General features: G+C 63.0%; 5 protein-coding genes and 1 pseudogene. 2 read left to right on the plus strand and 4 right to left on the minus strand.

Annotated elements, in window-relative coordinates; all coding sequences use genetic code 11:
• Nucleotides 1–30: 30 nt before the first annotated feature.
• A pseudogene (locus tag HWX53_RS25750) lies at nucleotides 31–1428 on the minus strand (MFS transporter).
• 100 nt (nucleotides 1429–1528) lie between these two features.
• On the opposite strand from HWX53_RS25750, the gene HWX53_RS25755 reads away from it, so the two are divergent.
• Complete coding sequence (locus HWX53_RS25755; protein WP_175946149.1) at nucleotides 1529–2524, plus strand: LysR family transcriptional regulator; 996 nt, start codon at nucleotides 1529–1531, stop codon at nucleotides 2522–2524.
• Between the two features lie 168 nt (nucleotides 2525–2692).
• On the plus strand, nucleotides 2693–3439 hold the full coding sequence (locus HWX53_RS25760) for a glucose 1-dehydrogenase (protein WP_175946152.1): 747 nt from the start codon (nucleotides 2693–2695) through the stop codon (nucleotides 3437–3439).
• Nucleotides 3440–3523: 84 nt separating this feature from the next.
• Here HWX53_RS25760 and prpF read toward each other — a convergent pair whose 3' ends face one another.
• The 3 genes from prpF to HWX53_RS25775 all read right to left on the minus strand — a co-directional run.
• The gene (prpF, locus tag HWX53_RS25765; protein ID WP_175946154.1) at nucleotides 3524–4726 is read right to left on the minus strand and encodes a 2-methylaconitate cis-trans isomerase PrpF; all 1203 of its coding nucleotides are present in this window, start codon (nucleotides 4724–4726) and stop codon (nucleotides 3524–3526) included.
• 31 nt (nucleotides 4727–4757) lie between these two features.
• Nucleotides 4758–7355: a Fe/S-dependent 2-methylisocitrate dehydratase AcnD gene (gene acnD / locus HWX53_RS25770; RefSeq protein ID WP_175946156.1), complete on the minus strand. Its 2598-nt coding sequence runs from the start codon at nucleotides 7353–7355 to the stop codon at nucleotides 4758–4760.
• Between the two features lie 170 nt (nucleotides 7356–7525).
• On the minus strand, nucleotides 7526–7909 hold a 384-nt coding region (locus HWX53_RS25775; RefSeq protein WP_279612508.1), incomplete at its 5' end, for a citrate/2-methylcitrate synthase.

Here is a 7909-nt window from a genome sequence, read left to right on the forward strand (position 1 = left end):
ATTCGGCGTTATGTATTCAATCGAATGTATTCAATACTTGGCGGCGTGCGTGACCGATGCCACGTCTTCCGCCTCGCCCGCTGCAATGTCTTCGAGCGAGCGTCCTCGCGTCGGCACGCCCATCACCACGACCGCCAGCGCGCCGAGCAGCAGCACGACGGTCGTCGCGCCGAACACGCCCGCGAAGCCGGAGATGGGATACAGATAGCCGACGAGAATCGGCGAGACGATTGCGCCGATCCGGCCGATGGCCGACGCCGTGCCCGCGCCGGTCGTCCGCACGGCGGTCGGAAAGACTTCGGCCGTGTATGCATAGACGCCGGCATACGTGCCGTTCATGAAGAACGACAGGCAGATGCCCGCCAGCATGATCTCGCCGTTGGTGCTCGCGAACGCCATGCCGAGCGCGCAGGCACCGCCGCACAGCATGTACGAGGCGATCGTCGCTTGCCGGCCGATGCGTTCGTTCAACCATGCCGCCGTGAAGTAGCCCGGCACTTGCGCGACGTACATCGCGAGCGAATAACCGAAGCTGCGCGTGATGCTCATGCCGTGCTGTACCAGCAGGCCGGGAATCCATGTGAAGAACGCGTAATAGCTGAACGTGATGGAGAGTCACATCAGCCAGGTCTTGACCGTGATGCGCGCCTGCCGTCCTGCCCACAGCGCGCGGAAGTTCGCGACGAGCGTGCCGGTGGGCGCGGGCGGCGCGCCGGTCGGACCGACGGCTGCGGCAGCCGGTAGCGCGATGCCTTGCCGCGCGAAATCCGCTTCGATGTCGGCGAGCACGCGGTCGGCGTCGTCGTGACGCTTGCGGCTTTCGAGCCAGCGCGGCGACTCGGGCAGCGAGCGGCGCCACCACAAGAGCATGACCACGGGAAGCGCCGTGATGAAGAGCACGGTGCGCCAGCCCGAGGGAAACGCCGGAACGACGAAATAGCCGAGCAGCGCGGCCGCGACGAAGCCGAACGAAAAGAAGCCGGCGAGCGCGCCCGTGAAGACGCCGCGATAGCGTTTCGCGACGAACTCCGCGAGATATGGCGCGATGATCGCGCTTTCCGCGCCCGTGCCCATGCCAGCGACGATGCGCGAGGCGAGGAACGTGGGCCACGAATCGGTCATCGCGCTGACGACAGACGCGACGCTGTAGAGCAGTAGCGCATACATCATCACCTTGCGCCGGCCGATCGAATCGCCGAGCGTGCCCGCGAACAGCGCGCCGAAAAAGTAGCCGATAAAGTTGCCGCTGCCGAGGACGCCTGTCTGCACGCTGGTCAGCGCCCAGTCGTGCCGCAGCACCGGGAGCACGAACGCGACCGCTGCGGCGTCCATGGCATCGAAGGCATAGCCGAAGCCGCCCATCATCAAGAGGCGCCAATGAAAGCGTCCGAAAGGAAGACGTTCGATGCGCGCGGATACATTCGACACAGGGCTCTCCAGGCAGGCGACGATCCGCTCATTCTAGGGCGCGTGCATCTTCAACCATATTTATAATCGTGATCCCATCCATTGACGGACTGAATGGTTCATGAGCTTCCGTACGCTTGACCTGAATTTGCTGAAAGTATTCGAAGCATTGATGACCGAAGGCGCGGTCACGCGGGCAGCCACCAAGCTGTCGCTCACGCAGCCGGCCGTCAGCAACGCGCTCGGCCGGTTGCGCGAGGCCTTCGGCGACCCGCTCTTCGTGCGCCACGGCGCGGGCGTCGCGCCGACTCAGCGCGCGATGGCGTTGTGGGGGCCCATCGGGGAGTCGCTCGCCCGCATCCGCGGCGCGCTCGACGAGCAGACCTTCCTTCCATCGCTCGCCGACGTGAACTTCAGCCTGTCGATGTCCGACTACGTCGCGGGCATCGTCATGCCGCGACTCATCACGCGCTTCGGTAAGACTGCGCCCGGCGTGCGTTTTCATACGGTGCCAAACATCCTGCTCGATGCGCCCGCGCTGCTGGAGGGCAATCGCGTGGATTATCTGATCGGCGTCTATGTGAACGAAACGCTGCCGCCGGCGCATATTCGCTCGCGTTCGCTGTGGACCGTGGATTATGGATGCATCATGCGGCGCGATCACCCGCTCGCCGAAGCGGGCAGGCTGACGACGCGACGCTTTCTGAACGCGCGTCACGTCGATGTCAGCCTCGCGGGGCAGACGCAGCCCACGTTCGATACCTTTCTCGCGTCACGCGGACTGCGGCGCAATCTCGTCGCGACGGTGAACCATTACACCGTGGCGTGCGACATGATCCGCGCGAGCGATCTGATCGGCGTACTGCCGAGCGATCTGTGCGAAAGGGCGGCGGCAAGCGGCGAACTGGTCAGCGTGCGCGCGCCGCTGGAGGCGCCGGATCGCGTCATCAGCCTCTTCTGGCATCAGCGCAACGAAACGCTGCCGGCGCACCGTTGGCTGCGCGAGCAACTGGTCGATATGTTCGCCGCGCCGCAACTGGCGGCGCCCGCAAGCGGCGGCCGGCGCAAGACATCGGCGAGACGAAACGGGCGGACTTCCACACGCCCGGTCGCCTGATGTCTTTGGTCTTTTGCATGCATTGTTCATTATTGCCAGCCAGTCAATTCGTTTCCGGCCGCTTTATCGTCATGCGGGAGATGTCTACATTGGCGACGTGGCGCTTCGACGCGGTGAGCCGAACGCCAATTCCATCTTCATGGTATTCAATATTCCAAGGAAACGATCATGAGCAAGCTCGCAGGCAAAGTGGCCGTCGTCACGGGTGCATCGAAGGGTATCGGCGCTGCCATCGCCAAGGCGCTCGCGGCCGAAGGCGCATCGGTGGTGGTGAACTACGCAAGCAGCCGGAATGGCGCGGACGCGGTCGTGGCCGATATCGTCGCGGCTAACGGCAAAGCGATCGCCGTCGGCGGCGACGTGTCGAATGCAGCGGACGCCAAAGGCATCGTGAATGCGGCGGTGGAAACCTATGGCCGCCTCGATATCGTCGTGAACAACTCGGGCATCTATGAGTTCTCGCCGATCGAGGAGATCACCGAAGAGCATTTCCATAAGCAGTTCAATGTGAACGTGCTGGGCCTGCTACTCGTGACGCAGGCCGCTTCGAAGCATCTGGGCGAAGGCGCGAGCATCATCAACGTGAGCTCGGTCGTGAGCCGCATCACGCCGCCCGCGAGCGCGGTCTATAGCGGCACCAAAGGCGCCGTCGATGCAATCACGGGCGTGCTGGCGCGCGAACTCGGCGCGAGGAAGATTCGCGTGAACTCGATCAATCCCGGCATGGTAGCGACCGAAGGCACGCATACGGCGGGCATCATCGGCTCGGAGATGGAAACGGGCATCGTCGCTCAAACGCCGCTCGGCCGGCTGGGAAATCCGGACGATATCGCGTCAGTCGCGGTGTTCCTCGCATCGGACGATGCGCGCTGGCTGACGGGCGAGAGCATCATCGCGAGCGGCGGGCTGCGCTAACACGGCTTCTCGCGCTTCTCAATAGGGAGCAGCGAATCGGCGGCGCAGCGAGCCTTGCGATGCATCGCGCGCCGCCTCGAGCGGCTACTCGGACACGCTATCCCGAGGATCGGGCACGCGCACGAAGCCTTCGAACAGCACGCGCGCGCTGCGGCTCATGATGGCCTTCTTGACTGACCATTCATCGTTCGCTTCGACCGCTTCCGCGCCGACGCGCAACGTCCCGGACGGATGACCGAAGCGCACCGACTGACGCGCGCCGCCGCCCGCCGCGAGATTGACGAGCGTGCCGGGAATCGCGGCGGCCGTGCCGATGGCGACAGCGGCGGTGCCCATCATCGCATGATGTAGCTTGCCCATCGACAGCGCACGCACGAGGACATCGATATCTTCCGCGCCGATGCGCTTGCCGCTCGACGCGACATACTCCGCCGGACGCGCGACGAACGCGATCTTGGGCGTGTGCTGGCGTTGGGCAATCTCATCGAGGCTCGTGATAAGGCCCATGCGCAGCGCGCCGTATGCGCGGATGGTTTCGAAGCGCGTCAATGCCGGGTTGTCGCCGTTGATCGCGTCCTGAAGCTCGGTGCCCTTATAGCCGATGTCTTCTGCATTCACGAAGATGGTCGGGATGCCCGCGTTGATCATCGTTGCCTTGAAGGTGCCGATGCCTGGCACTTCGAGATCATCGACGATATTGCCTGTGGGGAACATTGCGCCTTGCGCGCCTTCTTCCTCCGCTGCGGGATCGACGAATTCGAGTTGTATTTCTGCGGCCGGAAACGTCACGCCGTCCAGTTCGAAGTCGCCCGTTTCCTGCACGGCGCCCTTCGTGATCGGCACATGCGCGATGATCGTCTTGCCGATGTTCGCCTGCCAGATACGCACGATCGCGATGCCGTTGTCCGGCACGCGCTCAGCATCGATAAGGCCGCTCGTGATGGCAAACGGTCCGACCGCCGCCGAGAGATTGCCGCAGTTGCCGCTCCAGTCGACGAACGGCTTGTCGATCGACACTTGCCCGAAGAGATAGTCGACATCGTGATCGGGCCGCGTGCTCTTCGACACGATGACGGTCTTGCTCGTGCTCGACGTCGCGCCGCCCATGCCGTCGATCTGCTTGCCGTACGGGTCGGGGCTGCCGATCACGCGCAACAGCAGCGCATCGCGCGCGGGTCCCGCCACGCGCGCCGCTTCGGGCAGATCGTTCAGGCGAAAGAAAACGCCCTTGCTGGTACCGCCGCGCATGTAGGTCGCGGCGATCTTGATCTGAGGTGCGTATGCCATGTGATTCCTTGGTTGGATGCAGCGTGCCCGATCAGGCCGCTGCCTTCGCTGATTCGAGGAAGTCCTGAGCGAAGCGTTGCAACACGCCACCGGCTTCGTAGATCGAGACTTCTTCCGCGGTATCGAGGCGGCACGTCACCGGCACTTCCACGCGCTCGCCATTCTTGCGATGAATGACCAGCGTGAGATCGGCGCGCGGCGTGCGCTCGCCGATCACGTCATAAGTCTCGGTGCCGTCTATGCCGAACGTCTGTCGATTCATCCCCGGTTTGAATTCAAGCGGCAACACGCCCATGCCGATCAAGTTCGTGCGATGAATGCGCTCGAAGCCTTCGGCGACGATCGCCTCGACGCCCGCGAGCCTCACGCCCTTCGCGGCCCAGTCGCGCGACGAGCCTTGCCCGTAATCCGCACCCGCGATGATGATGAGCGGCTGCTTGCGTTCCATATACGTTTCGATGGCTTCCCACATGCGCGTCACCTTGCCTTCAGGTTCGATGCGCGCAAGCGAGCCTTTCTTCACTTCCCCATTCACAACTGCCATCTCGTTGATGAGCGTGGGGTTCGCAAACGTCGCGCGCAACGCCGTCAGATGATCGCCGCGATGCGTCGCGTATGAATTGAAGTCCTCTTCGGGCAAGCCCATTTTTGCGAGGTATTCACCGGCCGCGCTCGTTGCGAGGATCGCATTGGACGGCGAGAGATGGTCCGTCGTGATGTTGTCGCCGAGCACCGCGAGCGGGCGCATGCCTTTGAGCGTTCGTTCGCCTGCGAGCGCGCCTTCCCAATACGGCGGACGGCGAATATAGGTGCTTTGCGGGCGCCAGTCATAGAGCGGGCTGATTGACTCATTGCTCGCGGCGTTCAGCGCGAACATCGGCTCGTAGATCTTGCGGAACTGCTCGGGCTTCACGCTCTGTCTGACGATATCGTCGATCTCTTCATCGCTCGGCCAGATGTCCTTCAGATAGACAGGCTGCCCGTTCTTGCCGATACCGAGCGCATCGCGTTCGATATCGACGCGTATGGTCCCCGCAATCGCATACGCGACGACGAGCGGCGGCGACGCGAGAAACGCCTGCTTCGCATACGGATGAATACGTCCGTCGAAATTGCGATTGCCGGAGAGCACGGCGGTGGCGTACAGATCGCGATCGACGATCTCTTGCTGAATGGCGGGATCGAGCGCACCGGACATGCCGTTGCACGTCGTGCATGCGAACGCGACGATGCCGAAGCCGAGTTGTTCGAGTTCGGGCAACAGGCCGGCTTTGTGCAGATACAGTTCGACCACTTTAGAACCGGGCGCGAGCGACGACTTCACCCACGGCTTGCGCGTGAGCCCTTGCGCATTCGCATTGCGCGCGAGCAGCGCGGCTGCAATCACGTTGCGTGGGTTGCTCGTGTTCGTGCAGCTCGTGATCGCCGCGATGATGACCGCGCCATCCGGCATCTGCCCGGGCGTGTTCTCCCATTCGCGCGCGATGCCGCGGGCCGTGAGCTCAGACACCGGCAAGCGTCGATGCGGATTCGACGGACCCGCCATGTTGCGCACGACGGTGGAAAGATCGAAGCGCAGCACGCGTTCATATTGCGCATGCGCGAGCGAATCGGCCCACAGGCCAGTGGTTTTTGCATAGTGCTCGACGAGACTCACTTGCTTCTCGTCGCGGCCGGTCAGGCGCAGATAGTCGATCGTGCGCTCGTCGATATAGAACATCGCCGCCGTCGCGCCGTATTCGGGCGCCATGTTCGAGATCGTCGCGCGGTCGCCGAGCGTGAGGCTCGATGCGCCTTCGCCATAGAACTCGAGGTATGCGCCGACCACTTTCTCTTTGCGAAGGAACTCGGTGAGCGCGAGCACGATATCGGTGGCCGTGATGCCCGGCTGGCGCATGCCGCTCAACTCGACGCCGACGATATCCGGCAGCCGCATCCACGACGCGCGGCCGAGCATGACATTCTCGGCTTCGAGGCCGCCCACGCCGATAGCGATGACGCCGAGCGCATCGACGTGAGGCGTGTGACTGTCGGTGCCGACGAGCGTATCCGGATAGGCGAGGCCATCGATCGCATGAATCACAGGCGACATCCGCTCCAGATTGATCTGGTGCATGATTCCGTTGCCCGGCGGAATCACTGCAACATTTTTGAATGCCTTCTTGGTCCAGTTGATGAAATCGAAGCGATCCTCGTTGCGCCGGTCTTCGATGGCGCGGTTCTTCGCGAACGCATCTGGATCGAAGCCGCCGCATTCCACGGCGAGCGAATGATCGACAATCAACTGCACGGGCACGACGGGATTCACTTGCGCCGGATCGCCGCCCTGATCCGCGATGGCATCGCGCAGGCCCGCGAGATCAACGAGTGCCGTCTGCCCGAGGATGTCGTGACAGACGACGCGCGCGGGAAACCACGGAAAATCGCGTTCGCGCTTTCTTTCGATGAGTTGCATCAGCGATGCATCGAGGATCGCCGGGTCGCAGCGGCGAACCAGATTCTCGGCGAGCACGCGCGACGTGTAGGGCAGCGTGTCATACGCGCCCGGCGCGAGGGCTTCGACGGCTGCACGCGCATCGAAGTAGTCGAGCGAGAAGCCGGGGAGGGGTTTGCGGTTTGCGCTATTCATTGCGGGGTCTCGGTCATTGCATGGTCTTTGACATGCCACGCTCGAAGGGTCATGCAAAAGGGCAACCCTTCATTCGAAGATTCGGGCTATTGTAGGCGCCGCCGGCGCGCGACTCGGTAAAGGCATCACCGAATCGAGCGCCGGGCTGAGACGGGGCGTTCAGCGAAGCATCACGAACGCTTTGGCAGCGGCACGAATTCGAGGTTCTCCGGTCCCGTGTAATTCGCGCTCGGCCGGATGATCTTGTTGTCGATGCGTTGCTCGATGATGTGCGCGCTCCAGCCCGACGTACGCGAGATGACGAAGAGCGGCGTGAACATCGCGGTCGGCACGCCCATCATGTGATACGACACCGCGCTGAACCAGTCGAGATTCGGGAACATCTTCTTCGCGTCCCACATCACCGTTTCGAGGCGTTCCGCGATATCGAAGAGCTTGGTGTTGCCCGCTTCTTTCGACAGCGACTTCGCGACTTCCTTGATGACCTTGTTACGCGGATCGGAGATCGTATAAACCGGATGCCCGAAGCCGATCACGACTTCCTTGTTCTCCAC

The organism is Caballeronia sp. BCC1704, assembly GCF_902833455.1.
Lineage (GTDB): Bacteria > Pseudomonadota > Gammaproteobacteria > Burkholderiales > Burkholderiaceae > Caballeronia.

Coding starts and splice junctions, on each gene's coding strand:
- HWX53_RS25760 (WP_175946152.1), top strand. CDS start 2,693: ATGAGCAAGCTCGCAGGCAAAGTGGCCGTCGTCACGGGTGCATCGAAG.
- HWX53_RS25755 (WP_175946149.1), top strand. CDS start 1,529: ATGAGCTTCCGTACGCTTGACCTGAATTTGCTGAAAGTATTCGAAGCA.
- acnD (WP_175946156.1), bottom strand. CDS start 7,355: ATGAATAGCGCAAACCGCAAACCCCTCCCCGGCTTCTCGCTCGACTAC.
- prpF (WP_175946154.1), bottom strand. CDS start 4,726: ATGGCATACGCACCTCAGATCAAGATCGCCGCGACCTACATGCGCGGC.